At 72.3% G+C, this 25,701-nt stretch carries 21 protein-coding genes, 1 tRNA gene and 1 pseudogene; 18 read left to right on the forward strand and 5 right to left on the reverse strand.

Going from position 1 to position 25,701, the window contains the following annotated elements; genetic code table 11:
- Positions 1-2: 2 nt before the first annotated feature.
- Both BG482_RS27625 and BG482_RS27630 read left to right on the forward strand, forming a co-directional pair.
- Positions 3-602, forward strand: coding sequence for a hypothetical protein (locus BG482_RS27625; protein WP_069771868.1), 600 nt, complete (start codon positions 3-5; stop codon positions 600-602).
- 107 nt (positions 603-709) lie between these two features.
- A complete protein-coding gene (locus tag BG482_RS27630) occupies positions 710-3,445 on the forward strand; it encodes a Tat pathway signal sequence domain protein (protein ID WP_069771869.1) in 2,736 nt (911 codons plus the stop codon).
- A 7-nt stretch (positions 3,446-3,452) separates the two neighbouring features.
- Here the strand turns inward: BG482_RS27630 and BG482_RS27635 are convergent, their stop codons facing one another.
- Positions 3,453-5,822: an SCO7613 C-terminal domain-containing membrane protein gene (locus BG482_RS27635; protein WP_256096489.1), complete on the reverse strand. Its 2,370-nt coding sequence runs from the start codon at positions 5,820-5,822 to the stop codon at positions 3,453-3,455.
- Positions 5,823-5,922: 100 nt separating this feature from the next.
- On the opposite strand from BG482_RS27635, the gene BG482_RS27640 reads away from it, so the two are divergent.
- Together BG482_RS27640 and BG482_RS27645 are read left to right on the forward strand one after the other, a co-directional pair.
- The gene (locus tag BG482_RS27640) at positions 5,923-6,369 is read left to right on the forward strand and encodes an SRPBCC family protein (RefSeq protein ID WP_069771871.1); all 447 of its coding nucleotides are present in this window, start codon (positions 5,923-5,925) and stop codon (positions 6,367-6,369) included.
- A gap of 39 nt (positions 6,370-6,408) precedes the next feature.
- Positions 6,409-6,480, forward strand: a tRNA-Val gene (locus BG482_RS27645).
- A 59-nt stretch (positions 6,481-6,539) separates the two neighbouring features.
- On the opposite strand, the gene BG482_RS27650 is transcribed toward BG482_RS27645, so the two are convergent.
- Positions 6,540-7,265: a 3'-5' exonuclease gene (locus tag BG482_RS27650; protein WP_069771872.1), complete on the reverse strand. Its 726-nt coding sequence runs from the start codon at positions 7,263-7,265 to the stop codon at positions 6,540-6,542.
- Positions 7,266-7,433: 168 nt separating this feature from the next.
- Here BG482_RS27650 and BG482_RS27655 point away from each other — a divergent pair, with 168 nt between their 5' ends.
- The 3 genes from BG482_RS27655 to thrS all read left to right on the forward strand — a co-directional run bounded on the left by BG482_RS27655 (position 7,434) and on the right by thrS (position 11,298).
- On the forward strand, positions 7,434-8,000 hold the full coding sequence (locus BG482_RS27655; protein WP_069771873.1) for a DUF4365 domain-containing protein: 567 nt from the start codon (positions 7,434-7,436) through the stop codon (positions 7,998-8,000).
- Positions 7,997-9,232: a hypothetical protein gene (locus BG482_RS27660; protein ID WP_069771874.1), complete on the forward strand. Its 1,236-nt coding sequence runs from the start codon at positions 7,997-7,999 to the stop codon at positions 9,230-9,232. The genes BG482_RS27655 and BG482_RS27660 overlap by 4 nt, the downstream gene beginning before the upstream one ends.
- An 89-nt stretch (positions 9,233-9,321) precedes the next feature.
- Positions 9,322-11,298 carry a threonine--tRNA ligase gene (gene thrS / locus BG482_RS27665; protein ID WP_069771875.1) on the forward strand — a complete coding sequence of 659 codons (1,977 nt, stop codon included), beginning with the start codon at positions 9,322-9,324 and terminating at the stop codon, positions 11,296-11,298.
- Positions 11,299-11,360: 62 nt separating this feature from the next.
- On the opposite strand, the gene BG482_RS27670 is transcribed toward thrS, so the two are convergent.
- Positions 11,361-12,020: a potassium channel family protein gene (locus tag BG482_RS27670; protein ID WP_069771876.1), complete on the reverse strand. Its 660-nt coding sequence runs from the start codon at positions 12,018-12,020 to the stop codon at positions 11,361-11,363.
- A gap of 67 nt (positions 12,021-12,087) precedes the next feature.
- Here BG482_RS27670 and BG482_RS27675 point away from each other — a divergent pair, with 67 nt between their 5' ends.
- Entirely contained in the window at positions 12,088-12,651 is a 564-nt protein-coding gene (locus tag BG482_RS27675; RefSeq protein WP_069771877.1) for an HIT domain-containing protein, read from the forward strand.
- 221 nt (positions 12,652-12,872) lie between these two features.
- Here BG482_RS27675 and BG482_RS27680 read toward each other — a convergent pair whose 3' ends face one another.
- Positions 12,873-14,534, reverse strand: a complete 1,662-nt coding sequence (locus BG482_RS27680; protein ID WP_069771878.1) for a hypothetical protein — start codon at positions 14,532-14,534, stop codon at positions 12,873-12,875.
- 207 nt (positions 14,535-14,741) lie between these two features.
- The gene (locus BG482_RS27685; RefSeq protein WP_069771879.1) at positions 14,742-16,928 is read right to left on the reverse strand and encodes an elongation factor G-like protein EF-G2; all 2,187 of its coding nucleotides are present in this window, start codon (positions 16,926-16,928) and stop codon (positions 14,742-14,744) included.
- A 219-nt stretch (positions 16,929-17,147) separates the two neighbouring features.
- On the opposite strand from BG482_RS27685, the pseudogene pgsA reads away from it, so the two are divergent.
- The 10 genes and pseudogenes from pgsA (at position 17,148) to ruvB (ending at position 25,561) form a co-directional block, all read left to right on the forward strand.
- Positions 17,148-17,904: pseudogene (pgsA, locus tag BG482_RS27690) on the forward strand (phosphatidylinositol phosphate synthase).
- Complete coding sequence (locus tag BG482_RS27695) at positions 17,901-18,818, forward strand: phosphatidylinositol mannoside acyltransferase (protein WP_069771881.1); 918 nt, start codon at positions 17,901-17,903, stop codon at positions 18,816-18,818. The pseudogene pgsA and the gene BG482_RS27695 overlap by 4 nt, the downstream one beginning before the upstream one ends.
- Positions 18,815-19,984 carry a glycosyltransferase family 4 protein gene (locus tag BG482_RS27700; RefSeq protein WP_069771882.1) on the forward strand — a complete coding sequence of 390 codons (1,170 nt, stop codon included), beginning with the start codon at positions 18,815-18,817 and terminating at the stop codon, positions 19,982-19,984. The genes BG482_RS27695 and BG482_RS27700 overlap by 4 nt, the downstream gene beginning before the upstream one ends.
- A 147-nt stretch (positions 19,985-20,131) precedes the next feature.
- Complete coding sequence (locus tag BG482_RS27705) at positions 20,132-20,683, forward strand: hypothetical protein (RefSeq protein ID WP_069771883.1); 552 nt, start codon at positions 20,132-20,134, stop codon at positions 20,681-20,683.
- 103 nt (positions 20,684-20,786) lie between these two features.
- Positions 20,787-21,698: a pyridoxal 5'-phosphate synthase lyase subunit PdxS gene (gene pdxS, locus BG482_RS27710; protein ID WP_069771884.1), complete on the forward strand. Its 912-nt coding sequence runs from the start codon at positions 20,787-20,789 to the stop codon at positions 21,696-21,698.
- A 7-nt stretch (positions 21,699-21,705) separates the two neighbouring features.
- Entirely contained in the window at positions 21,706-22,317 is a 612-nt protein-coding gene (gene pdxT / locus BG482_RS27715) for a pyridoxal 5'-phosphate synthase glutaminase subunit PdxT (protein WP_069771885.1), read from the forward strand.
- Positions 22,318-22,391: 74 nt separating this feature from the next.
- Positions 22,392-23,144 carry a YebC/PmpR family DNA-binding transcriptional regulator gene (locus BG482_RS27720; RefSeq protein WP_069771886.1) on the forward strand — a complete coding sequence of 251 codons (753 nt, stop codon included), beginning with the start codon at positions 22,392-22,394 and terminating at the stop codon, positions 23,142-23,144.
- A gap of 161 nt (positions 23,145-23,305) precedes the next feature.
- Positions 23,306-23,854: a crossover junction endodeoxyribonuclease RuvC gene (ruvC, locus tag BG482_RS27725; RefSeq protein WP_069771887.1), complete on the forward strand. Its 549-nt coding sequence runs from the start codon at positions 23,306-23,308 to the stop codon at positions 23,852-23,854.
- Positions 23,851-24,456 carry a Holliday junction branch migration protein RuvA gene (ruvA, locus tag BG482_RS27730; protein ID WP_069771888.1) on the forward strand — a complete coding sequence of 202 codons (606 nt, stop codon included), beginning with the start codon at positions 23,851-23,853 and terminating at the stop codon, positions 24,454-24,456. The genes ruvC and ruvA overlap by 4 nt, the downstream gene beginning before the upstream one ends.
- Before the next feature lie 10 nt (positions 24,457-24,466).
- The gene (gene ruvB, locus BG482_RS27735; protein WP_069771889.1) at positions 24,467-25,561 is read left to right on the forward strand and encodes a Holliday junction branch migration DNA helicase RuvB; all 1,095 of its coding nucleotides are present in this window, start codon (positions 24,467-24,469) and stop codon (positions 25,559-25,561) included.
- The last annotated feature ends 140 nt before the right edge of the window (positions 25,562-25,701 follow it).

Below are 25,701 nucleotides of genomic sequence, written 5' to 3' on the forward strand. Positions count from 1 at the left end.
CCATGGCGCAAGCACGGGTGAGGGCCCGCTCCGCGCGCGGGGAGTCGGTGTTCGGCGAGCGCTTCGCGGTCTTCGCCGAGTGTCTGCTCACCGGAGTGTGGATCGCGGTGGCCTGCCTCGGGGTCGTCACCTACCCGGCGGCCTTCGCCGCCGGCGCACGGCACCTGCGCCGTCGTACGACCCATCAGGACGGCGGTCTGCGGGACTTCGCCGCGGACTTCCGCGCGGCCGTGCGCGGCGGATGGGTCGTCGGGCTCGCCGGCTGGGCGGCGGCCGCCGCCGTCCTGTTGGACGTCCTGGCCTCGCGGGCCGGTCTTCCCGGCGGGCCGTTCGTCGGGTCCGTGGGCGTCTTCGCGCTGATCGGGCTCGCCGTGGCCGTGCTGCGGGCGGCGGCCGTCTGGACGCCCGGCTCCCGCTGGCGGGCGCTGCTCGCGGGCGCCGGGCGGCGCACCGTGCGCGATCCCGCGGGGTCCTTCCTGATCGTCTGCGGGCTGGCCGTCGTCGCCCTGTCCGCCTGGTTCCTGCCGCCGCTGGCGGTCCCCGTCCTCGGGGCCGCCGCCGCGGCGGCCGTCGCCGTCGAGGTGCGGTCCCGGCGCCGCTGACGGCGGCGGCCTCGTCCAGGGCCGGCGCCCCGTGCGCCGCGCCCTCTGTCTGTCATGCCCCTGACCATCCCGTTGCGCATCCCGCACGGAAAGGAAGGCTGCATCTCATGTCTCCCATCCCCCGCAGGTCCCTGCTCAAGGCGGCGGCCGTCGCCGGCGCCGCCGCGCAGTTCAGCTGGGCCCTAGGAGCCAAGGACGCCGAGGCCGCGCCGAGAGCCGGGGCGGCGGACGCCGACCCCGTCACCCTGGACTGGCTGGAGGACGGCGGCCTCGGCGCCGCCCCTGGCTCCACGCTGGGCGTGCCCTGGCCCATGGGCGCCCACCGGGAGGACCAGACCTTCGCGCTGACCGACGCCGACGGCAAGGACGTCCCCGTACAGTCCTGGCCGATCGCCTACTGGCCCGACGGTTCCCTCAAGTGGACCGCCCACGCCGTGAGTTCGGGCGTCGGCAAGCTCACCCTCGCCGCCGGCGCCCCGGCCGCCCCCGCCGAGAAGGTCACCGTCGACAAGCGCGGCGGCACCGTCGACGTCTCGACCGGCGTCATCACGGCGAAGATCGGCAAGTCGGGCTCCACGATCGTCAAGTCCGTCACCCGCGGCTCCACCGAGATCGCCAGGAACGGCCGGCTGGTGCTGATCCGCCAGCCCGAGATCGAGGACGAGGACCAGGGCTCCGTCCGGACCGAGCGCTTCGACGGGGTCGTCGACGGCGTCACCGTCGAGCAGTCCGGCCCGGTCCGCGCGGTCGTCCGCATCGACGGCAAGCACCGCAGGGGCGGCCGCAGCTGGCTGCCGTTCTCCATCCGCCTCTACTTCTACGCGGGCGCCGACTCCTTCCGCATGGTCCACACCATCACCTACGACGGGAAGCAGGAACCCGGCAAGGCGAGTGGCGACTTCATCCGGGGGCTGGGCGTCCGGTTCACCGTCCCGATGCGCGACGAGTCCTACGACCGGCACATCCGCCTCGGCGGTGAGGGCTCGGGCCTGCTGCGCGAGGCGGTCAAGGGCATCACCGGACTGCGCCGCGACCCGGGCGCCGCGGTCCAGGCGGCCCAGTACGCGGGCCGGAAGCTGCCCGACCCGTCCACCTGGGACCAGCGGGTGACCACCCGGCTCCAGTACATCCCCGAGTGGGGCGACTACACCCTCTCCCAGCTCTCCGCCGACGGCTTCACGGTGCGCAAGCGCACCAAGAAGGGCCATGGCTGGATCGGCGCGGGCGGCGGCAGGCGCGCCTCCGGCTTCGGCTACGTCGGCGGGGTGAGCGGCGGCTTCTCCTTCGGCCTCAGGGACTTCTGGGAGAAGCACCCCGCCCAGCTCGACGTCCGCGAGGCGCACACCGACGAGGCCGAGGTCACCCTCTGGCTCTGGTCGCCCGAGGCGCAGCCCATGGACCTGCGCTTCTACCACGACGGCATGGGCCAGGACACCTACCCCGAGCAGCTCGAAGGCCTCAACATCACCTACGAGGACTACGAGCCCGGCTTCGGCACCCCCTACGGGATCGCCCGTACCTCCGAGCTGATGTTCTGGGCCAACGAGTCGACGCCGTCGCCGGAGAAGCTGGCCGAACAGGTCGCGGCCGTACGGGTGCTGCCGCAGCTCGCCGCCCCGCCCAGGCAGCTCATCAAGGCCAAGGTCCTCGGCCCGGGCCTCTACTCCGAGCCCGACCGCTCCACCCCCGCCAAGGCCAGGATCGAGGACCATCTCGACTTCCTCTTCACCTACTACAAGGACCAGGTGGAACAGCGCCGCTGGTACGGCTTCTGGGACTACGGCGACATCATGCACACCTACGACGCCGTCCGGCACCAGTGGCGCTACGACATCGGCGGCTACGCCTGGGACAACTCCGAGCTGTCGCCGGACATCTGGCTCTGGATGGCGTACCTGCGGTCCGGCCGCGCGGACATCTTCCGCTTCGCCGAGTCGATGACCCGGCACACCGGGGAGGTCGACGTCTACCACCTCGGCCAGTGGGCGGGGCTGGGCACCCGGCACGGCGTGCAGCACTACGCCGACAGCGCCAAGCAGCAGCGCATCGCCAACACCACCTACCGGCGCTACTACTACTTCCTCACCGCCGACGAACGCGTCGGCGACCTCATGCACGCCAACGTCGACTCCGACGAGACGTTCCTCGCCCTCGACCCGCTGCGCAAGATCCGCACCGAGCCCTACACGCCCGACCGGCACGCCCTGTCGATCGGCTTCGGCACCGACTGGAGCGGGCTGGTGTCGGCCTGGCTCACCGAGTGGGAACGCAAGGGCCCCAAGTGGGAGAAGGCCAAGGCGCGCGTACTGTCCACGATGGAGACGATCGCCGCCCAGCCCAACGGCTTCGTCCAGGGCAGCGGCCTGTACGACCTGGACACCGGCCGGTTCGCCGTCGCGAGCGCCCCGGTGGTCGGCGTCTCCCACCTGTCGGCGGTCTTCGGCCTGAACGAACTGTGCGCCGAGCTGATCCACCTGGTCGACATGCCGAAGTTCAACGAGGCCTACTTCGACTACTGCCGCTACTTCAACGCCACCAAGGCGGAACAGGCGGCGCGCTACGGCTCCAACTTCGGCACCCTGCTGCTGTTCCAGGGCCACTCGCGCCTCGACGCCTACGCCGCCGTCCAGACCGGCGACGCGGCGCTCGCCAAGCGGGCGTGGGCGAAGTTCTACGGCTCCGACGGCTACACCGAGTCCTCGCCGTGGAAGACGGAGCCGCTCAGCGGCCCCGCCACCCTGGTCGCGGGCAGCGAAGCCACCTGGGTCGCCACCAACGACACGGCGCTCTACGGCCTCGCCGCCATCGAGAACCTGGCGCTGCTCGGCGACAAGATGCCGTGACGCCCGGCTAGTTCATCCTCTCCAGGACCTCCCGCACCCGCCGGACATCCCGCAGCCGCTGCTCGTACGTCGCCCCGAGTGCGAGCAGCAGCAGTCCGGCGAGGGCGGGCGGCGCCCAGCGCGGGAGCGCGTCGGTCACCTGGACCAGGTACGGGGCGAGTTCGTGCAGCGCGTCCAGCGTGAGAACCGACCCGCCCAGCACGAGCGGGGCCTGCAGACGGTGCCGGGCTCCCAGCAGGGTCACCAGCAGCGCGGACGCGCCCAGCAGCAGAGGGCGGGCCCACCCGGGGTCGCCCCAGGCCACGGCGAGGCTCGGCAGCAGCGTGGCCGCCAGACCGGGACCGTACGCGGTCCAGGACGAGGCCGCCGGGTCCCGGCGGCGGCGCAGGGCCCCGACGAGCAGGGCCGGGACCGTCACCGGGAGGGTGTACGCCTCCGCGAGCCCCACCTGCCAGGACGCCAGCCGCACCCAGGAGGCCAGCACGAATAGGGCGACCGCCGCGTACCCGGCGCGACGACGGTCCGGGCGTACGGCCGTGCCCGCGGCGATCACCGCGCACAGGGCCAGCACCAGGGCGAGCAGCGGCGGGTCGAGCACCGCGAGGCCGACGGCCGACAGGCCCGCCCCGGCGCCGACGGCCTCCACCACGACGGTCGTCACCCGGTCGTCGATCCGCGGTGCGACCAGCGCCGCGACCACGGGGACCAGGAGCACCAGCAGGGCGATGTGCTCCGGCCGCCACCCGGCGGCGGCGCCCGCTGCCACGGCCAGGGCCGTGGCACAGACCAGGGACGCGCCGGCGGACACGGCCGTCGCACGGCCGCGCCACGCGGCCCCCGCGAACATCGCGGTCAGCACCGCGAGAACGGTCAGCGTCGCCGTCTCGGTGGCCAGGGAGAGGAAGGCGAGACCGAGCGAGACGAGCAGGGCGAACCCGGCGGTCGTCCGCGTCTTGTGCGCCAGCAGCGCAGCAGCCGTGACTCCCGGCACGAACAGGGCGGCGGCATAGGGGAGTTCCAGTGCGGCGGGCGCCACGACCACCGCGGCGCAGAGCAGCGTCAGCGCGGCGGTCCGCGCCCGCGGACGCCACTCGCCGTCCGGCACCGCCGTGGCCAGGACCACCGCGACCGCGGCCAGGAGCAGGGGAGCCGTGACGGTGTACGGCGGCCACAAGGCGTCGACCGTCACCGCGGCACGGGCGTCGGCCGGAGCCCCGGACCAGATGTGCCCGAGCCGGGCCGCAGGACCCAGCAGCGTGACGCCGACGGCCGGGGCCGCCCACAGCACCGCCCCCGCCTGGACGAGACCCGAGGCCCAGACGACGCCCCGGCGCACCGCCTCCGGACCCCGGACGACGCCCACCAGCGCGATCCCGCAGGCCAGATACCCGGGCACGGTCCAGTCGCCGGGCGTCGAAGCCCGCAGGACGCCACCCAGACCGGCGACCCCGCACAGCGCGCCGGCCAGCGCCCCGCCCGACACGAAACCGGGATGCGGCGCGAACCGGGCCACGCACAGGGCCACCGCCGCCGCGAGGGCGAGGAGCACGGCCGCACGGGTCGCCTCACCCGGACCGGTCGCCTCCAACGACAGCCCCACGGCCGCCGCCGCGCCCCAGCCGCCGGTGGCGAGCGCGCACCCCACCGCCACCGTGCGCACCGACCGCTGCGCGACCCGCAGACCGACGGCCGCGTCGAACGCCGCCGTCAGCAGCGCCGCCGCCGTGACCGAGTGCGCCCCGCCTCCGGCCGCGAGCGCCCAGAGCGGCAGCGGGAGCTGGCCGGCCGTCAGGGCGGCCGGGCGGGGCAGCCGGAGCGCGGCCGTCCCCGGCAGCGCGGTGAGCGCCGTGCCGTACACCGCCCAGAGCGTCGCCAGCACCGTCGCGGCCGCCGCCGCGTACGTCGTGCCGTCCGCCGCCGTGAACGCCGCCTCGTGCAGGGCGTACGCGTCCAGCGCCGTCAGCGCGAGACCGAGACCCGCGACCGACTCGGCCGTCGAACGCAACCCCCGCCGCAGAAGCGCCACGGGTGCGCCGAGCACGGCGAGTGTGACCGCGCCGAGCACCGCACTGCGCCCCGCGATCCCGAGGTGGCCCCAGCTGACCAGGGTGAAGACCATCGCCGCGACGGTGAGCAGGATCCCGCCGAGCAGAAGGAGAACGTTCTGCACGCCGGGGGCGGTGGTCTCGGGACGCCGGGACGGGAACGGGGGCGCGGGCGGGCTCGGCCATCCCGGCGCGACAGGCGCGGACGCCTGCTGAAGCGCGGTGACCAACCAGGCGCGTCGGGCCAGCAAGTGGGCCCGGCGGACGTCCAGTTGTCGCAGCTCGGTGTCGAGGAGCCGCAGCTCCTCGGCCGGGGGCGGGAAATACGTCATGCCTCGGAGTGTGGTTCGCGTCACGCCCGCCGGCATGAGCGCACGTACTCAGAACGTACTCATCCGCACTGCTCGGGCCGTGCGCGGGCACACTCTGCCCATGGACTGGACCCGTTACCGCTTCCACAGCCTGTGGGCCCTGCCCGCGCCGCCCGCGCGCGTGTACGAGGCGCTGGGGCGGCCCGAGGACTACCCGCGCTGGTGGCCCCAGGTGCGCGAGGTGGCCCGCGTCGACGACACGACCGGCGTCGTGCGCGTCCGCTCCACCCTTCCGTACGACCTGACCTTCACGGTGCGCGCGGTGCGCAGCGATCCGGCGGCAGGGGTCCTGGAGGTCGCCCTGTCCGGCGATCTCGACGGCTGGGCGCGCTGGACGGTCACCGCCGACGGCTCCGGCGCCGCAGCCCGCTACGACCAGGCGGTCCGCGTGGACAAGCCGCTGCTGAGGCGGCTCGCCGTGCCGGGGCGGCCGCTGTTCCGCCTGAACCATCGGCTGATGATGCGTGCCGGGCGGCGCGGTCTGGCGGCGTACCTGGAAGCGGTTTGAAGGAAGCGTGCGGGGACCTGTATGGTTCAGTGCGTTCCCGGGCGATTAGCTCAGTGGGAGAGCGCTTCGTTCACACCGAAGAGGTCACTGGTTCGAACCCAGTATCGCCCACCGGGAGAGGCCGGTCCGCGTCGAGCGGACCGGCTTTTTCGTGTCCGCCGACAGGCGTCCTACGCCGCCGCCGGCAGCTCCGGCCGCAGGGGCCACGACGTGTCCACCGTCTCCGGCGTGCCGCTGCGGGCGAACCACGCCTGCAGCCCCCGCGCCTGCGCCGCGTGCCAGGTCGTCTGCAGGGTGTGCAGTTCGGCGGGGGACAGCCGCTCCAGCCGGGTCGCGAACCGGCGGCCCAGCGCCCTGACGACCTCCAGCGCGGCCAGCGCGTCCGCCGCCGCGTCGTGCGCCTCCGCCAGCGTCACGTCGTAGTGCGCGCACAGGTCGGTGAGCGTGCGCCGCCCTTTGCGGTAGCGGTCCAGGTGCTTGTCCAGCACCCGCGGGTCCAGCACCCGCAGCGGTGTCGCGTCCAGCCAGTCGCCCAGCGACGAGGCGCGGTGCCTGCGCAGCTCGCGGTCGAGCAGCGTCAGGTCGAACGGCGCGTTCATGACCACCAACGGCCGTCCGGCCGCGGCCTGTTCGGCGAGCAGCTCGGCTATCTCGAACATCACCGGCGACGGCCAGCGGCCGTTGCGCTGCAGGTGGTCGTCCGTCAGCCCGTGCACCTCCGTCGCCCCTGCGGGCACCGGGACGCCCGGGTTCACCAGCCACCGGCTCACCCGCGGCCTCGCGCCCGGCGCGTCCTGGACGACGAGGGCGGCCGACACGATCCGGTCGGTCTCCACGTCGACGCCCGTCGTCTCCGTGTCAAATGCGGCCAAAGGGCCCTCGTACCAGTACGCCATACCTACTCAACCCCTCGTTCACCCACGGCAGCTGACGCCCCGTCTTCCGCCTGTTTGGTGATACCCGGGCTGTTTGCGCCGTACGCCGGAAGGACACAACACGAGTACGGGTCTTTGCAGTTCAGCGGCCCGTCACGGGGATCGGCTCTGGTGGGAAGGCTGTTGGCCATGGCGATTGCGCAGCCCGAGCGGGGCGGGCTGCTGCCTGAACGCGCGGACGTTCACCGCGGCACACTCGCCACCACCGCCTGCATGGAGACACTGCAGGTGGGCTATCTGCACGCCGTCGCGGCGGCCGCGGGCTGCTCACTGTCCCAGCCGTTCCCGGACAACGGCATCGACTGGCACGTCAGCCACAGCGCACCCGGACACACCGTCGACGACGAGGTCACCATCAAGGTGCAGCTCAAGGCGACCTACCAGGTGCGCCCCGACCCGCCGGGCCGCTTCTTCTCCTTCACCCTCGACAACGCCCATCTGCGCAAGCTCGCCCGCACCCCGGTGTCGGTGCACAAGATCCTCGTCGTGATGATCGTCCCCCGGTCGCAGGACCAGTGGCTGCGGGCCGGTCACGACCGCCTCGACCTGCGGCACTGCTGCTACTGGGTCAATCTCGCCGGCCACCCGATCACCGGCCGGACCCGGACCACCGTGCGGATACCGACCACACGCATCTTCGACGACCGGGCGCTGTGCGAGATCATGACGCGGGCCGGGACGGGAGGCAGACCATGACCCACCGCCCCCTCGACGAGCCGCTGCGGCCGGTGCGGCCGCACCCCGACACCCCCTGGAACCAGCCCCCCGAGCCCTCCGACGTGGACCCCGCCGTCCTCGGCTCCCTGCTGCGCCGCCACGGCTGGCAGCGACGCGGTGGGGCGGCCGGGCGCTACGGCCGCTGGACCCCGCCCGGACCCGGCGGCGCCGGGACCAGCCTCCTCGTGCCGGAGAGCCGCGCCTTTCCCGACAGCGACGACCTGCTCGGCGAGGCCCTCCAGGCGCTCGCCCGCAGCGGCACGCCCTCCGCGCGCGAGGTGCTCGTCGCCCTGACCGTGCCCAGCGACGAGATCCGCTGGTGGCGGGACTCGCCGACCGGGCCCGCCGGGGCCGCCTCCTGGGCCGTGGAGGAGCAACTGCGCGCAGCCGCACGCCAGATGCTGCTGGCCGGCGCGCTCGCCACCCGCGCGCGAGCCGGCTACCACGGCGCACGGCACCGGCGTGCCGCCCTGGCGACGCTGGACGACGTCCTGGTCGGCTCCGCGACCGGTGGACGCCGGCTCACCGCGTTCGTGCCGGTCGTGGGCGCCCGCTCCCTCGCCGTCCGGCTCCACCAGGCCCTCTACGCCGTCCGCGAGGCCGTCGACTACCAGCGGGCCACCGGCGGCATGGACGCCTTCGACGGCGCCGTGGAGGCCGGCGCCAGCCGCGAGCTCACCGAGGCGCTGATCGCCCTCGTGCGCGGCGCCGAGGGCGCCCGGATCGCCGTCGAGTGGTCTCCCGCGGCCGGCGTCCCCGCGCACTGCGCCGCCGGCGGGGAACCGGTGGAGTTCTCGCCCGGCGACCTGTCCGTGCTCCGCGAGGCGGGCGCCCGCTACCTGCGCGAGGAGCCCTCCGTGACCGTGCGGATCACCGGCGCGGTGGTCCGCCTGCGCAGGTCGGGACCGCGCGGCGACGGAAGCGTACGGCTGCGGGTGCTGGCAGGCGCGGACATCCCGCACCTGCGGCTGACCCTCGACGAGGCGGACTACCGCATCGCCGGCCAGGCCCATCTGGTCGGACTGCCGGTACGGGTGCAGGGCCGGCTGGAGAGCCGGGGCGGGTTCCGCAGGCTCACCGGCGCCTGCGGAGTCGTACCCGTGCAGGTGGACGAGGCGGAACGGGACCGGCTGATGAAGTCCGCGCAGGGGAACGCGGCGGGCACGGACTACTTCGACGAGGCCTGCGGAGAGGAACAGCCGGGGGACTGATTTCGCGGTCGGCGGGTGCGGGTCGGTACGATCGCCTCTTGCGCGCGCTCACGGTATGGCGCCGCACCCCCTTCAGTCAGGAGAGACCGGTGTCAGACGTCCGTGTGATCATCCAACGCGATTCCGAGCGGGAAGAGCGCACGGTGACGACGGGCACCACGGCCGCCGACCTCTTCGCCGGCGAGCGCTCGATCGTCGCCGCGCGGGTGGCCGGCGAGCTCAAGGACCTGTCGTACGCGGTCCGTGAGGGCGACGAGGTCGAGGGCGTCGAGATCTCCTCCGAGGACGGCCTGAACATCCTGCGCCACTCCACCGCGCACGTGATGGCCCAGGCCGTGCAGGAGCTCTTCCCCGAGGCCAAGCTGGGCATCGGCCCGCCGGTCAAGGACGGCTTCTACTACGACTTCGACGTCGAGAAGCCGTTCACGCCCGAGGACCTCAAGGCCGTCGAGAAGAAGATGCAGGAGATCCAGAAGCGGGGGCAGCGGTTCGCCCGGCGCGTCGTCACCGACGAGGCCGCCCGCGAGGAGCTCGCCGACGAGCCCTACAAGCTGGAGCTGATCGGCCTCAAGGGCTCGGCGTCCGGCGACGACGGCGCGGACGTGGAGGTCGGCTCCGGCGAGCTGACGATCTACGACAACCTGGACGCCAAGACCGGCGACCTGTGCTGGAAGGACCTCTGCCGCGGCCCCCACCTGCCCACCACCCGCAACATCCCGGCGTTCAAGCTGATGCGCAACGCGGCCGCCTACTGGCGCGGCAGCGAGAAGAACCCCATGCTCCAGCGCATCTACGGCACCGCCTGGCCCTCCAAGGAGGAGCTGAAGGCCCATCTCGACTTCCTCGCCGAGGCCGAGAAGCGCGACCACCGCAAGCTGGGCAGTGAGCTCGACCTGTTCTCCATCCCCGAGCAGATCGGCTCCGGCCTAGCCGTCTTCCACCCTCGGGGCGGCATCATCCGCCGGGTCATGGAGGACTACTCGCGCCGCCGGCACGAGGAGGAGGGCTACGAGTTCGTCTACACCCCGCACGCGACGAAGGGGAAGCTCTTCGAGACGTCGGGCCACCTGGACTGGTACGCCGACGGCATGTACCCGCCCATGCAGCTCGACGAGGGCGTGGACTACTACCTCAAGCCCATGAACTGCCCGATGCACAACCTGATCTTCGACGCGCGCGGCCGCTCCTACCGCGAACTTCCGCTGCGCCTCTTCGAGTTCGGGACCGTGTACCGGTACGAGAAGTCGGGCGTCGTGCACGGCCTCACCCGCGCCCGCGGCTTCACGCAGGACGACGCGCACATCTACTGCACCCGTGAGCAGATGTCGGAGGAGCTCGACAAGACGCTCACGTTCGTTCTCGGCCTGCTGCGCGACTACGGCCTGGAGGACTTCTACCTGGAGCTGTCCACGAAGGACCCGGAGAAGTTCGTCGGCTCCGACGAGGCCTGGGACGAGGCGACCGAGACGCTGCGCCAGGTCGCGGAGAAGCAGGGCCTGCCCCTCGTGCCCGACCCGGGCGGCGCCGCCTTCTACGGGCCGAAGATCTCCGTCCAGACGAAGGACGCCATCGGCCGCACCTGGCAGATGTCGACCATCCAGCTCGACTTCAACCTGCCCGAGCGCTTCGACCTGGAGTACACCGGCCCGGACGGCGCCAAGCAGCGTCCGGTCATGATCCACCGCGCGCTGTTCGGTTCGATCGAGCGGTTCTTCGCGGTGCTCCTGGAGCACTACGCGGGCGCGTTCCCGGCGTGGCTGGCCCCGGTCCAGGCCCTCGGCATCCCGATCGGCGACGGGCACGTGGAGTACCTGGAGAAGTTCGCCGCGGCCGCGAAGAAGAAGGGGCTGCGCGTCGAGGTGGACTCCTCCTCGGACCGTATGCAGAAGAAGATCCGCAACGCCCAGAAGCAGAAGGTGCCCTTCATGGTCATCGCGGGCGACGAGGACATGGCGGCCGGTTCGGTGTCCTTCCGCTACCGCGACGGCTCGCAGGAGAACGGCATCCCGTTCGACGAGGCCATCGCGAAGATCGCGAAGGTCGTCGAGGAGCGGACGCAGGTCTGAGCCGGAGGCCCGGAGGCCCGGAGGCCCGGAGGCTGAGGCCTTCCGGAGGCCCCCGGAAGGTTTCAGCCTTCCGGGGGCCTCCGGTCGCTCTCGCGAGAGAAGATCTGCAGCAGCCACGACGAGAACGACCCGGTCACCGCCCCGAGGAGGGCCAGACCGCCGGCCATCATGCCCATCGCGATCGCCCGGCCGCCCGGAGTCACCGGTGTGATGTCCCCGTAGCCGACCGTGCTCAGGGTCGAGGCGGCCCACCACACCGCGTCCCCGAACGTCCGCATGGTGGCGCCGGGCGCCCCCCGCTCCTGCTGGTAGACCGCGAGGGCGCCGGCGAAGCCGAGGAGCAGCGTCGACAGGCTGGCGTAGGCGATCACCCGCGCGTGCAGGGAGAGCCGCGGATCCCCCTGACGGTGCTGGATCGCGTCGTAGAGCGGGACGATCCGCAGCGGACGCAGCAGCGGCAGGACGACCACCACCGTGTGCAGGAAGTGCGTCCTGACGAAATGCGCGAAGCGCTGTCCGCCGAGGCGCCAGCGGACGACGTAGTCCGTGACGAACACCAGCCAGAGCGCCAGCATCGTGAACCCGCACAGGCTCTTCCACACGGACGGCATGTCCTCGTCCAGGACGCGGGCGGCATACGCGGCCAGGAACAGCAGCGACGCCAGGAACAGGGGGATCTCGGTGCGCTGCTCCCAGCGGGCGTAGCGGCTGTCTTCGTCCATCGGCCCAGCTTGGCCCGCGTGGCTTTCGCACGAACCCCGGCGACACGCCGCGAACGGGCGAAGCCATATGCTGACGGGCATGACGAGTGAGCCGGAGCAGCAGATCGGAGTGGGGACGCAGGACTCGTTCCAGCGCCTGTGGACCCCCCACCGGATGGCCTACATCCAGGGTGAGAACAAGCCGACCGGCCCGGGGGCCGACGACGGCTGCCCGTTCTGCTCGATCCCGGCGAAGTCCGACGAGGACGGCCTGGTCGTCCGACGCGGTGAGCACGTGTACGCGGTGCTCAATCTGTACCCGTACAACGGCGGCCACCTGATGACCGTGCCCTACCGGCACGTGGCCGACTACACCGATCTGACCGTCGCGGAGACCGCCGAGCTCGCCGAGCTGACCAAGCAGGCGATGACGGCCCTGCGCACCGCGTCCGGTGCGCACGGCTTCAACATCGGCATGAACCAGGGGAGCGTGGCGGGGGCCGGCATCGCCGCCCACCTCCACCAGCACATCGTGCCCCGCTGGGGCGGCGACACGAACTTCATGCCGGTGGTGGGTCACACGCGCGTGCTGCCCCAACTCCTCGCGGACACCCGCAAGATGCTCGCAGACGCCTGGCCGGCCTCGGCCTGACGGCCCCGGCCGGGAAACCGGCCCGGCTCCACCAGGCCGTCCGGCCCTCGAGGACGAGGCGGTTCAGGCCGAAGCGGGGGTCCGGGGGCAGCAGCCCCCGGACCGGCCGCACGGCACCGGCCGCACGGCACCGGCCGCACGGCACCGGCCGCACGGCACCGGCCGCACGGCACCGGTCGCGCCGGTCACCCGCCGTGAGACCCCGCCCGTCCGCCCGAGGCTCACGCGTCGTAGGTGTCCGCCTTGCGCGGCGACACGTCCTGCACCGCGCCGCTCAGGGCCGACGAGCGCGAGCTGAACTTCTCGATGTCCACGTCGTGCTCCCTGAGCACCTTGAGCGCCGCGGCGTGCACCACGCGCAGCACCGGGGTGGCTGCCCGCAGCGCGTCGTCGGCCATGAAGCGGTGGCGCCAGGGCTGATCGGCCCAGGCGTGCCGCAGGCCGAACGGCTCGGGCAGACCGATGCCGCCGCCGAGCCACTTCAGCAGCGGCGGATACCAGCTGATCGTGGCGCGCGCGGACAGCCGGACCACCTCGTCGGCGGTGACCAGCGGAAGCTTCACCGTCCGGGTCTCCCAGAACCGGACGCTCTTGGCGACCTCCTTGACGGGCGCCTCGGACTTGGTGGTGAACAGACCGTTGACCGGGCCCAGGGCGTGCCCGGTGACCTCGATGCGCAGCGTCTCGTGCAGCACCGTCACCGTGATCAGCATGGTGATGATCAACTGGCCGTCCCACAGCGGCCACTGGACGCCCAGGTAGTGCCGGTCGCCGCCGCCGAACTGCTGGTTGTTGCAGATGTCCTCTATGGCCCTCGGCTTGACCTGGTACGCCTCGACGTCGGTGCCCTCCGGCCGGGCGACCGCCTTGGCGTTCTCGCCGACCGGGGTCACGATCCAGTGCCGGACCGAGGGCCGCGGGAAGCCACCGGTCTTCAGGCTCTGCCGGTCGAGCACGCTGAGCTGGTCGTGGATGGCCCGTATGACGGTCCAGCTGCGGAACTCGTGGACGCCCTTGTTCGGGTCGGTGGGCACCAGTTCCTCGGCGAGATGCCATGCGCCCCAGCGGGTGCCCATGCCGAGTATGCCCTTGGGGCCGGCGTAGAAGACCGAGTTGGACTGCTGCTCCGCGCTGAGCCGGGCCAGGGACTGACGCAGTTGCTCGGCGGCCGTCTGGTTCGGGCTGGTCGGCACCGCCTCGGGGACCTTCGCGCCGACGCTGCCGCCCGACAGCAGGCTGTCCCAGCGCTCGCGCAGATCCACCGCGGTCTTCTCGCAGATCCGCTTGGCCAGGAACCAGCCGGCCACCGGAGCCACGACGCACCCGCGCGCGTACCAGCCGACGACACCGCCGAACGGCATCTTGACCAGGAACAGGACGGCGAGCGCGCCCACGGCGACGAGCAGGCCGGTGCCGACGCCGGAGATCCGCTTGTCGTCGAGCCTGCCCATGGTCGCCCGGAGCTGGAAGACCAGCAGCCACACCAGCAGTCCGGGCAGGAAGAGCACGCCGCACAGGAGCATGACGGCGGTGAGCTTCTTGTCGCGTTCGCGCCGGATGCGGGTGGCCGCCAGACAGTGCTCGACGACCACCTGCGGCTCGCTGCCGAAGGACTGGATGAGCGGCTTGCGACCGACGCCGAGCATGCGGTCGATCACCGCCTGCGAGAACGCCTCGCCGAGGTTGGGCCGGAAGATCCGGGCCCACTTGCGGCCGCTGTTGACCGCCGTCTGGTGCCACTCGTTGTCGGCCTTCTTGATGTCCTCGACCGGATTGTCCCGGTAGGCGGCCGAGGCCAGGCCGAACGTCGGCGTCTGCCCGCCGTCGCCCATCTGCGGCACCTGTGGTCCGAAGATGTCCGCGTAACCGCTGCCAACGGTCATTCCCGCCCCCGATCGCCGCTGCTCTCGCCCTTGCGGCCTTCCCGACTTCCGTACTCCGCACACCTGTTGATCAGGTCATCAGCGTATCCGCAGGCACCGACATCCGTCGGCGGACGACCGAAGCCGCCCGCCGAATCGGAAGGAACCGTTCCACTACGGTGCCGCACCGGTCACTTGAAGGCGGCCCCGCATCAAACGTGGCACGACCTAGGCCAGTTGCCGGACCTTCTCGGCGACCTGCGCGGGCATCGGCTCGTGCCGGGCGTACGCACGGTGGAAACGCGCCGTACCGTGCGAGAGCGAGCGCAGGTCGACCGCATACCGGCCGATCTCGATCTCGGGCACCTCGGCCCGCACGAGGGTGCGGTTGCCGCTGATCTGCTCGGTGCCCAGCACCCGGCCGCGCCGCCCCGACAGATCGCTCATCACGGCGCCCACGTACTCGTCGCCGACCAGGACGGACACCTCGGCCACCGGCTCCAGCAGATGGATCTTCGCGTCGGCCGCGGCCTCCCGCAGGGCGAGCGCGCCGGCCGTCTGGAACGCGGCGTCGGAGGAGTCCACCGAGTGCGCCTTGCCGTCGAGCAGCGTGATCCGCACGTCGACCAGCGGATGCCCGGCCACCACGCCCTTGGCCGCCTGTGCGCGGACGCCCTTCTCGACGGAGGGGATGAACTGGCGCGGCACCGCGCCCCCCACTACCTTGTCCACGAACTCGATGCCCGAGCCGCCCGGCAGCGGCTCCACCTCGATCTCGCAGACGGCGTACTGCCCGTGCCCACCGGACTGCTTCACGTGCCGTCCGCGCCCCGCGGACCGCGCCGCGAACGTCTCCCGCAGGGAGACCTTGTGCGGGACGACGTCGACCTGGACGCCGTAGCGCGAACGCAGCCGTTCCAGGGCGACGTCCGAGTGGGCCTCGCCCAGGCACCACAGGACCACCTGGTGGGTGTGCTGATTCTGTTCCAGGCGCATGGTGGGATCCTCGGCGACCAGCCGGCCGAGGCCTTGCGAGAGCTTGTCCTCGTCGGCCTTGCTGTGCGCCTGGATGGCCAGCGGCAGCAACGGGTCGGGCATCTGCCAGGGCTCCATGAGCAACGGGTCGTCCTTGGCGGAGAGGGTGTCGCCGGTCTCCGCGCGGCCGAGTTTCGCCACGCACGCGAGATCGCCCGCGATGCAGTGCGTCAGGCTCCGCTGCTGCTTGCCGAACGGCGCGGACAGGGCGCCGACGCGTTCGTCGACGTCATGGTCCTCGTGGCCGCGGTCGGCGAGGCCGTGCCCCGAGACGTGGACGGTCGCGTCGGGGTGCAGGGTGCCGGAGAAGACGCGCACGAGCGAGACCCGGCCGACGTAGGGGTCGGAGGAGGTCTTCACGACCTCCGCGACCAGCGGGCCGCCGGGATCGCAGCGCTTCAGCTCGCGCGGCTCGCCGTCGACGGTCGTCACCCGGGGCGCCTCGCGCTCCAGGGGCGTCGGGAACCCCCTGGTGACCAGTTCCAGCAGCTCGACCGTGCCGAGGCCCTGCCGGGCCCCGTCCGCGGCGGGGGCCGCGGGCAGCACGGGGAAGAACGTGCCGCGCGCGACGGCCCGCTCCAGGTCCTCGACGAGCGTCCTGACGTCGATCTGCTCGCCGCCGAGATAGCGGTCCATGAGGGTCTCGTCCTCGCTCTCGGCGATGATCCCCTCGATCAGCCGGTTGCGGGCCTCCTCCAGGCCCGGCAACTGGTCCTCTCCCGGCTGGGACTCCTCGCGCCCGCCGGAGGAGTAGTCGAACAGCGTCCGGGACAGCAGCCCGGTCAGCCCCGTCACGGGTGCGTGCCCGTCCGGCCCTTCGGGTCCGCGCAGCGGCAGGTACAGCGGGAGCACGGCGTCCGGGTCGTCGCCGCCGAAGGCCTCCGCGCAGATCCGGGTCATCTCCTCGAAGTCCGCGCGCGCCGCTTCCAGATGCGTGACCACGATCGCGCGGGGCATGCCGACGGCCGCGCACTCCTCCCACACCATGCGGGTGGAGCCGTCCACGCCGTCCGCCGCCGAGACGACGAAGAGGGCCGCGTCCGCGGCGCGCAGACCGGCCCTGAGCTCGCCGACGAAGTCGGCGTATCCGGGGGTGTCGAGAAGGTTGATCTTGATGCCGTCCCATTCGACGGGCACCAGGGAGAGCTGCACCGAGCGCTGCTGCCGGTGCTCGATCTCGTCGTAGTCGGAGACGGTGCCGCCGTCCTCCACACGGCCCGCCCGGTTCACCGCTCCCGCCGTGAGAGCGAGAGCCTCCACCAATGTCGTCTTGCCCGATCCGCAGTGGCCGACCAGCACCACATTCCGCACGGACGCGGGATGGTCGGCCGCTGTAGCCCTGCCGGCGGCTCCGGGGTGTGCGTTCGCCTTGTCGCCCATTTCCTTGCCTCCCGTACACGGTGAGGTCACTGGGGGCGCGGGCACGACGGCCCCGCGTGCGATGGCGGCTCCGGCGACGCCCGCGGTCCTTCGAGCTTTCCACTCCCGTCACCGCGCGTCCATACGACGGACGCGACCCGCCCGTGACCCCGGCTGCCGGCGCGACGGGACACGGGGGTCCGGGTGCCCGACCGTCGCACACACGCGCGCGTGGCTACGATGGGCCAGCCGGTGGCCAGCAGGGGCCGCGCGGCCACACCGAACCCTCGGGAAGGCCATGCTGAACAAGTACGCGCGTGCATTCTTCACGCGTGTCCTCACACCGTTCGCCGCGTTTCTCATCCGCAGGGGCGTGAGCCCCGACACGGTCACGCTCCTCGGCACCGCCGGCGTGATCGCGGGCGCGCTGGTCTTCTATCCCAGGGGGGAGTTCTTCTGGGGCACGATCGTGATCACGCTCTTCGTGTTCTCCGACCTCGTCGACGGCAACATGGCCCGTCAGCTCGGCCGCACCAGCCGCTGGGGCGCCTTCCTGGACTCCACCCTCGACCGGGTCGCCGACGGCGCGATCTTCGGGGGCTTCGCGCTCTGGTACGCGGGCAACGGCGACGACAACGTCCTGTGCGCCGTCTCGATCTTCTGCCTGGCCAGCGGCCAGGTGGTGTCGTACACCAAGGCGCGGGGCGAGTCGATCGGCCTGCCGGTGGCCGTGAACGGACTCGTGGAGCGCGCGGAGCGCCTGGTGATCTCCCTGGTCGCCGCCGGCCTGGCCGGCCTGCACGCCTTCGGCGTGCCGGGCATCCAGGTGCTGCTGCCGATCGCCCTGTGGATCGTCGCCGTCGGCAGCATGGTCACGCTGATCCAGCGCGTCGTCACGGTCCGGCGGGAGTCGGCGGAAGCCGAGGCGGCCGCGGTACAGGAAGCCGGGGGGCACGAGGCGCACGGCGAGACCCAGGGGAGCGAGGCCGCGAAGTGAGCGCCCAGGAGCGCCTGACCGACGCGCTGTACGGCCTCGGCTGGAGCACCGTCAAGAAGCTTCCCGAGCCGGTCGCCGTACGGCTCGGCCGCACCGTCGCCGACCTGGCGTGGGAGCGACGCGGCAAGGGCGTGCGGCGGCTCGAGAGCAACTACGCGCGCGTGGTCCCGGACGCGAGCCCCGAGCGCCTGGCCGAGCTCTCGCGCGCGGGGATGCGCTCCTACCTGCGGTACTGGATGGAGTCCTTCCGGCTGCCGGCCTGGAGCGCCCGGCGCGTGCGCAGCGGGTTCGCCCCCAAGGGCCTGCACCATCTGACCGACGGCATCGCCTCCGGCCGGGGCGTCGTCCTCGCCCTGCCCCACATGGCGAACTGGGATCTGGCCGGCGCCTGGGTCACCACCGAGCTGAAGACGCCGTTCACCACCGTCGCCGAGCGCCTGAAGCCGGAGACGCTGTACGACCGGTTCGTGGCCTACCGGGAAGGGCTCGGCATGGAAGTGCTGCCGCACACCGGCGGCGCCGCGTTCGGCACCCTGGCCCGGCGGCTGCGGGAAGGCGGCCTGGTCTGCCTGGTCGCCGAGCGGGACCTGTCGGCCTCCGGTGTCGAGGTGGACTTCTTCGGGGACCGTACGCGGATGCCTGCGGGCCCCTCCCTGCTCGCCCAGCAGACGGGCGCGCTCCTGCTCCCCGTCACCCTCTGGTACGACGACTCGCCCGTCATGCAGGGCCGCGTGCACCCCCCGATCGAGGTACCCGAGTCAGGCACCCGGGCCGAGAAGACGTCTGTCATGACGCAGGCGCTGGCAGACGCCTTCGCCACCGGCATCGCCGACCACCCGGAGGACTGGCACATGCTCCAGCGTTTGTGGCTCGCGGACCTGGAACCCCGCCCGTCGGACGGGGACCCGGCGTGAGAATCGGCATCGTCTGCCCCTACTCCTGGGACGTGCCCGGCGGCGTCCAGTTCCACATCCGTGACCTCGCCGAGTACTTCATCCGGCTCGGCCACGAGGTGTCCGTCCTGGCCCCCGCCGACGACGACACCCCGCTGCCCCCGTACGTCGTCTCGGCCGGCCGCGCCGTCCCGGTGCCCTACAACGGCTCGGTCGCGCGCCTCAACTTCGGCTTCCTGTCCGCCGCGCGCGTGCGGCGCTGGCTGCATGACGGCGCGTTCGACGTCGTCCACATCCACGAGCCGACCTCACCGTCCCTCGGTCTGCTGACCTGCTGGGCGGCGTCGGGGCCGATAGTGGCCACCTTCCACACGTCCAACCCGCGCTCGCGCGCGATGATCGCCGCCTACTCGATCCTGCAGGCGGCCCTGGAGAAGATCAGCGCGCGGATCGCCGTCAGCGAGTACGCCCGGCGCACGCTGGTGGAGCACCTCGGCGGGGACGCGGTCGTCATCCCCAACGGCGTCGACGTCGAGTTCTTCGCCAGGGCCGAGCCCAACCCCGCATGGCAGGGGGAGACCCTGGGCTTCGTCGGCCGCATCGACGAGCCGCGCAAGGGTCTGCCGGTGCTGATGAGGGCGCTGCCGCGGATCTTCGCCGAGCGGCCGGACGCCCGGCTGCTGGTCGCCGGCCGCGGCGACGAGAAGGAGGCGGTGGCGGACCTGCCCAGGGAGCTGCACGCGCGCGTGGAGTTCCTCGGCATGGTCAGCGACGAGGACAAGGCCCGTTTCCTGCGCAGCGTCGACGTGTACGTCGCGCCCAACACCGGCGGCGAGAGTTTCGGCATCATCCTCGTCGAGGCCATGTCGGCCGGCGCCCCGGTCCTCGCCTCCGACCTCGACGCGTTCGCCCAGGTGCTCGACCAGGGCGCGGCCGGCGAGCTGTTCGCCAACGAGGACGCGGACGCGCTGGCCGAGGCGGCGGTGCGCCTCCTGGGCGACCCGGAACGCAGGGCCGAGCTGCGCGAGCGCGGGAGCGCGCATGTACGGCGCTTCGACTGGTCGACCGTCGGCGCCGACATCCTCTCGGTGTACGAGACGGTCACGGGCGGCGCGGCGGCGGTGGCGGCCGAGGACGACCGGGGGCCGACGGGGCTGCGCTCCAGACTCGGCCTGGCGCGCGACTGATCGCCGGTCCGCCGAACGCGGCCCGGCGGCGGGACCGACCGCCCCGGGCCGCGGTGACGCGCGCGGGCCCGGCCCCGCTCTGAGCGGGGCCCATGGGAGAGGGGCCCGCGGGAGCGGAGCACACGCGCGCGGGGCGCACGGGTAGCCTTGCCGCCCGTGACCGCAACCCTGATCTGGACCCTGGCCGTCCTCGTCGCGATCGGCCTCTACCTGAGCTGGACGGCGGGACGACTGGACCGGCTGCACGCCCGCATCGACGCCGCCCGCGCCGCACTGGACGCGCAGCTCCTGCGCCGTGCCTCGGTGGCCCAGGAGCTGGCCACCTCCAAGGTCCTCGATCCCGCGGCCTCGATCGTCCTGTACGAGGCCGCGCACGCCGCCCGGCAGGCCGAGGAGGAGCAGCGGGAGGTCGCCGAGAGCGAGCTCAGCCAGGCCCTGCGGGCCGTCTTCGCGGACGCCCAGCAGCTGGAGGGCGTCCGCGTCGCGCCCGGGGGAGAGGCGGCGGCCCGTGAGCTCACGGAGGCCGTCCGCCGGGTCCCCATGGCCCGCCGCTTCCACAACGACGCCGTGGGCGCGGCCCGCAGGCTGCGCGAACACCGCAAGGTGCGCTGGTTCCGCCTCGCGGGCCACGCCCCGTTCCCCCTGGCCTTCGAGATGGACGACGAACCGCCGTCCGCGTTGATGGACCGGGCGACCTGACGAAAAGGATCCACCGGCTGTTCATTGGCCCTTGCTGTGGACTGGTCCACTCGCGTTTCCTCGGTGCTGCACAAATCCTCTTTTACATGAGCGAGGTCCCCCCGTGTCCAGCACGATCTCCGAAAACCAGACCCCCGAGACCGGCACTGCGCGCGTGAAGCGCGGCATGGCCGAGCAGCTCAAGGGCGGCGTGATCATGGACGTCGTCACGCCGGAGCAGGCGAAGATCGCCGAGGACGCGGGCGCCGTCGCCGTCATGGCGCTGGAGCGGGTCCCGGCCGACATCCGCAAGGACGGCGGCGTGGCCCGCATGTCCGACCCGGACATGATCGAGGGCATCATCGAGGCCGTGTCTATCCCGGTCATGGCCAAGTCCCGCATCGGCCACTTCGTCGAGGCCCAGGTCCTGCAGTCGCTCGGCGTGGACTACATCGACGAGTCCGAGGTCCTCACCCCGGCCGACGAGGTCAACCACAGCGACAAGTTCGCGTTCACGACCCCGTTCGTGTGCGGCGCCACCAACCTCGGCGAGGCCCTGCGCCGCATCGCCGAGGGCGCCGCGATGATCCGCTCCAAGGGCGAGGCCGGCACCGGCAACGTCGTCGAGGCCGTCCGCCACCTGCGGCAGATCAAGAACGAGATCGCCCGGCTGCGCGGCTTCGACAACAACGAGCTGTACGCCGCCGCCAAGGACCTGCGCGCCCCCTACGAGCTCGTCAAGGAGGTCGCCGAACTCGGCAAGCTCCCCGTCGTGCTGTTCTCCGCCGGCGGCGTGGCCACCCCGGCCGACGCCGCGCTGATGCGCCAGCTCGGCGCCGAGGGCGTCTTCGTCGGCTCCGGCATCTTCAAGTCGGGCGACCCGGCCAAGCGCGCCGCCGCCATCGTGAAGGCCACCACTTTCTACGACGACCCGAAGATCATCGCGGACGCGTCCCGCAACCTCGGCGAGGCCATGGTCGGCATCAACTGCGACACCCTCCCCGAGGCCGAGCGCTACGCCAACCGCGGCTGGTAACGAGTTCATGAGCAACGAAGCCCCAGTCGTGGGCGTCCTGGCCCTCCAGGGCGACGTGCGGGAGCATCTCGTCGCCCTGGCCTCGGCCGACGCCGTGGCCAGGCCGGTGCGGCGCCCCGAGGAACTGGCCGAGGTCGACGGACTCGTCCTGCCCGGCGGTGAGTCCACGACCATCTCCAAGCTGGCCGTCCTCTTCGGCGTGATGGAGCCGCTCCGCGCGCGCGTGCGCGCCGGCATGCCCGTCTACGGCACCTGCGCGGGCCTGATCCTGCTCGCCGACAAGATCCTCGACCCGCGCTCGGGCCAGGAGACCGTCGGCGGCATCGACATGATCGTGCGGCGCAACGCCTTCGGACGGCAGAACGAGTCCTTCGAGGCGGCGGTGGACGTCAAGGGCGTCGCCGGCGCTCCCGTCGACGGCGTGTTCATCCGCGCCCCGTGGGTCGAGTCCGTCGGTGCGGCGGCCGAGGTGCTCGCCGAGCACGACGGCCATATCGTCGCGGTCCGTCAGGGCAACGCGCTCGCCACGTCGTTCCACCCGGAGCTGACCGGCGACCACCGCGTGCACTCCTTGTTCGTCGACATGGTCCGCGCGAACCGGGCGGCCGAGTCCTTGTAGGATTCGGAGGTCCCCCAGGCTCTCGACGCCCGGGGGAGTTCGGACGAGACGGGTTACGCGAAGGAGACAGGCAGATGTCCGGCCACTCTAAATGGGCTACGACGAAGCACAAGAAGGCCGTGATCGACGCCAAGCGCGGCAAGCTCTTCGCGAAGCTGATCAAGAACATCGAGGTCGCGGCGCGCATGGGCGGCGTGGACCTCGAAGGCAACCCCACGCTGTACGACGCCGTGCAGAAGGCGAAGAAGTCGTCGGTTCCGAACAAGAACATCGACTCCGCGATCAAGCGCGGCGGCGGTCTCGAAGCCGGCGGCGCCGACTACGAGACGATCATGTACGAGGGTTACGGCCCGAACGGCGTGGCCGTGCTCATCGAGTGCCTCACGGACAACCGCAACCGCGCCGCCTCCGACGTGCGCGTGGCGATGACCCGCAACGGCGGCTCCATGGCCGACCCGGGCTCCGTGTCGTACCTCTTCAACCGCAAGGGCGTCGTGATCGTCCCCAAGGGCGAGCTGGGCGAGGACGACGTGCTGGGCGCGGTGCTCGACGCGGGCGCCGAGGAGGTCAACGACCTCGGCGAGTCCTTCGAGGTGCTCAGCGAGGCCACCGACCTGGTCGCGGTCCGCACGGCCCTCCAGGAGGCCGGCATCGACTACGACTCCGCCGACGCCAACTTCGTCCCGACCATGCAGGTCGAGCTGGACGAGGACGGCGCGCGCAAGATCTTCAAGCTGATCGACGCGCTGGAGGACAGCGACGACGTGCAGAACGTCTTCGCCAACTTCGACGTCAGCGACGAGGTCATGGAGAAGGTCGACGCGTAGGGCCGCCGCGAACTGAGCGGATCCGTCGGGCCGGTGGGACACGTCCTACCGGCCCGACGTCGTTGTCGGTGCCAGCGGATAGCCTGACGACGTCAGAGATCGCACGGACGACGTCAGAGGTCACCGGGCGACGGCCGTTCAGCGGTGAAGGGGAGGGGTGCGTGCGGGTACTGGGTGTGGACCCCGGACTGACCCGGTGCGGTGTCGGCGTCGTCGAGGGCGTCGCGGGCCGACCGCTCACCATGCTCGGCGTGGGCGTCGTACGCACGCCGAGCGACGCCGAGTTGGGGCAGCGCCTGGTCGCCGTGGAGCAGGGCATCGAACGCTGGCTGGACGAGTACCGGCCCGAATGCGTCGCCGTGGAGCGGGTGTTCAGCCAGCACAACGTGCGCACCGTCATGGGCACCGCCCAGGCCAGCGCCGTCGCGATGCTGTGCGCGGCCCGCCGCGGCCTCCCCGTCGCCCTGCACACCCCCAGCGAGGTCAAGGCCGCCGTCACCGGCAGCGGCCGCGCCGACAAGGCCCAGGTCGGCGCGATGGTCACGCGCCTGCTCCGGCTCGATGCGCCCCCCAAGCCGGCCGACGCCGCGGACGCCCTGGCGCTCGCCATCTGCCACATCTGGCGCGCCCCCGCCCAGAACCGACTCCAGCAGGCCGCGGCCCTGCACGCGGCCCGGTCCCCGATCACATCGAAAGGCCGTACGGCATGATCGCCTTCGTCAGCGGCACGGTCGCCGCACTCGCCCCCGACTCCGCGGTGGTCGAGGTGGGCGGCGTGGGCATGGCCCTGCAGTGCACGCCGAACACGCTGTCCACGCTCCGGCTCGGCCGCCCGGCCAAGCTCGCCACCTCCCTCGTCGTACGGGAGGACTCGCTGACCCTGTACGGCTTCGTGGACGACGACGAACGCCAGGTCTTCGAGCTGCTGCAGACCGCGAGCGGTGTCGGCCCCCGCCTGGCCCAGGCCATGCTGGCGGTGCACGCCCCGGACACACTGCGCCGAGCCGTGGCCACGGGCGACGAGAAGGCGCTGATCGCCGTGCCGGGCATCGGCAAGAAGGGCGCCCAGAAGCTGCTGCTCGAACTCAAGGACAGGCTGGGCGAGCCGGTCGGCGCCCCCGTGGTCGGCGCACCGGTCACCAGCGGATGGCGCGATCAGCTGCACGCCGCGCTGATCGGCCTCGGCTACGCGACCCGGGAGGCCGACGAGGCGGTCGTCGCCGTGACCCCGCAGGCCGAGGCCGCCGGCGGCGCGCCCCAGGTGGGCCAGCTGCTGAAGGCCGCCCTGCAGACCCTGAACCGCGCCCGCTAGGAGAACGTCAGTGAACTGGGACGACACGAGCGACGAGACCGCCCCCGAGCGGCTCGCCGGCCCCGCCGAGGAACGCCTGGTGGGCTCTGTCGCCGACGGGGAGGACCAGGCGGTCGAGGCCGCCCTGCGCCCCAAGGACCTGGGCGAGTTCATCGGCCAGGAGAAGGTCCGCGAACAGCTCGACCTCGTCCTGCGCGCCGCACGCGCGCGGGGTGCGACCGCCGACCACGTGCTGCTCTCGGGCGCGCCCGGCCTGGGCAAGACCACCCTGTCCATGATCATCGCCGCCGAGATGGGCGCCCCGATCCGCATCACCAGCGGCCCGGCCATCCAGCACGCGGGCGACCTCGCGGCGATCCTGTCCTCCCTCCAGGAGGGCGAGGTTCTCTTCCTCGACGAGATCCACCGCATGTCCCGGCCCGCCGAGGAGATGCTGTACATGGCGATGGAGGACTTCCGCGTCGACGTCATCGTCGGCAAGGGGCCCGGAGCGACCGCCATCCCCCTCGAACTGCCCCCGTTCACCCTGGTCGGCGCCACCACGCGCGCGGGTCTGCTGCCGCCGCCGCTGCGCGACCGGTTCGGCTTCACCGCCCACATGGAGTTCTACGAGCCCGGCGAACTGCAGCGCGTGATCCACCGCTCGGCCGACCTGCTCGACGTGGAGATCGACCCGGCCGGCGCCGCCGAGATCGCCGGCCGCTCCCGCGGCACCCCCCGTATCGCCAACCGTCTGCTGCGCCGGGTGCGCGACTACGCGCAGGTCAAGGCCGACGGGAACGTCACCCGTGAGATCGCGGCGGCGGCCCTCAAGGTCTACGAGGTGGACGAGCGCGGGCTGGACCGTCTGGACCGCGCTGTCCTGGAAGCCCTGCTGAAACTGTTCGCCGGCGGTCCGGTCGGCCTGTCCACCCTGGCCGTCGCCGTGGGCGAGGAGCGCGAGACCGTCGAGGAGGTCGCCGAGCCGTTCCTCGTCAGGGAGGGCCTGCTGGCCCGTACGCCGCGGGGAAGGGTGGCCACCCCGGCGGCGTGGGCGCATCTCGGCCTCACGCCGTCGCGTCCCCAGGCCCTCGGCGGCGGACAGGACGGCCTGTTCGGCACGTGATGCGCGGGGCCGTGGCCGGGGCTTTGGCCGGGTAAGGAACCCAGGTGCCATGCTGAGCGTTGTTCCCTGCGCGCGGACTCGCTTAGACTCCGCCGATGCTGCCTTTGTCGGCAGCGCACAACCCCCATCCATCAGGCCGC

The sequence above is a fragment of the Streptomyces sp. LUP30 genome, from assembly GCF_001746365.1.
Classification (GTDB): domain Bacteria; phylum Actinomycetota; class Actinomycetes; order Streptomycetales; family Streptomycetaceae; genus Streptomyces.

Bases quoted from the DNA above. Each gene is read 5' to 3' on its own strand.
- BG482_RS27675 (WP_069771877.1), top strand. From the start codon at position 12,088: ATGCTGACGGGCATGACGAGTGAGCCGGAGCAGCAGATCGGAGTGGGG.
- BG482_RS27670 (WP_069771876.1), bottom strand. From the start codon at position 12,020: ATGGACGAAGACAGCCGCTACGCCCGCTGGGAGCAGCGCACCGAGATC.
- BG482_RS27680 (WP_069771878.1), bottom strand. From the start codon at position 14,534: ATGACCGTTGGCAGCGGTTACGCGGACATCTTCGGACCACAGGTGCCG.
- BG482_RS27630 (WP_069771869.1), top strand. From the start codon at position 710: ATGTCTCCCATCCCCCGCAGGTCCCTGCTCAAGGCGGCGGCCGTCGCC.
- BG482_RS27635 (WP_256096489.1), bottom strand. From the start codon at position 5,822: ATGACGTATTTCCCGCCCCCGGCCGAGGAGCTGCGGCTCCTCGACACC.
- BG482_RS27685 (WP_069771879.1), bottom strand. From the start codon at position 16,928: ATGGGCGACAAGGCGAACGCACACCCCGGAGCCGCCGGCAGGGCTACA.
- BG482_RS27655 (WP_069771873.1), top strand. From the start codon at position 7,434: ATGGCGATTGCGCAGCCCGAGCGGGGCGGGCTGCTGCCTGAACGCGCG.
- BG482_RS27720 (WP_069771886.1), top strand. From the start codon at position 22,392: ATGTCCGGCCACTCTAAATGGGCTACGACGAAGCACAAGAAGGCCGTG.
- pdxT (WP_069771885.1), top strand. From the start codon at position 21,706: ATGAGCAACGAAGCCCCAGTCGTGGGCGTCCTGGCCCTCCAGGGCGAC.
- BG482_RS27650 (WP_069771872.1), bottom strand. From the start codon at position 7,265: ATGGCGTACTGGTACGAGGGCCCTTTGGCCGCATTTGACACGGAGACG.
- BG482_RS27640 (WP_069771871.1), top strand. From the start codon at position 5,923: ATGGACTGGACCCGTTACCGCTTCCACAGCCTGTGGGCCCTGCCCGCG.
- ruvA (WP_069771888.1), top strand. From the start codon at position 23,851: ATGATCGCCTTCGTCAGCGGCACGGTCGCCGCACTCGCCCCCGACTCC.
- BG482_RS27625 (WP_069771868.1), top strand. From the start codon at position 3: ATGGCGCAAGCACGGGTGAGGGCCCGCTCCGCGCGCGGGGAGTCGGTG.
- BG482_RS27660 (WP_069771874.1), top strand. From the start codon at position 7,997: ATGACCCACCGCCCCCTCGACGAGCCGCTGCGGCCGGTGCGGCCGCAC.